The organism is Polaromonas sp. P1_G2 (assembly GCF_056405515.1).
The window spans coordinates 1-513 of sequence record NZ_JBFUBY010000908.1 but is presented as its reverse complement, the minus strand read 5'-3'; the positions used below and the strand labels follow the sequence as shown (position 1 = coordinate 513).

The 513-nt window shown below is 63.5% G+C and carries 1 protein-coding gene; it reads left to right on the top strand.

Features of this window, described 5'->3' with window-relative positions; genetic code table 11:
- Positions 1 to 513 (top strand): aminotransferase class V-fold PLP-dependent enzyme (locus tag AC1D0P_RS28275; RefSeq protein ID WP_477679765.1); only part of this gene is annotated, 513 nt, incomplete at both ends.

Below are 513 nucleotides of genomic sequence, written 5' to 3'. Positions count from 1 at the left end.
GTCCCTCCGGCATCGGCGTCCTCTATGGCAAACCCGAGCGGCTCGCTTCCATGCGGCCGTTCCAGGGCGGTGGCGAGATGATCGGCGAAGTCACGCTCGACGCGATCACCTACAATGATCCGCCGCATCGTTTCGAGGCCGGCACGCCGCCGATCGTGCAGGCGATCGGGTTGGGCTATGCGCTGGATTACATGGAGAAGATCGGCCGCGCGGCGATTGCCGAACATGAAGCCGGGCTGGCGGCCTATGCGGCGGAACGTCTCCGGTCGGTGAATTCGCTGAAAATCTTCGGCAATGCGCCGGGGAAGGGTGGCATCTTCTCTTTCGAACTCGAAGGCATCCACGCCCATGACGTGTCGATGGTGATCGACCGTGACGGCGTGGCGGTCAGGGCCGGCACGCATTGTGCGCAGCCGCTCTTGCAACGCTTCGGCGTCACCTCCACATGCAGGGCGTCGTTTGGGCTTTACAACACAAGGGCCGAGGTCGATGTTCTGGTCGACGCTCTCGAGC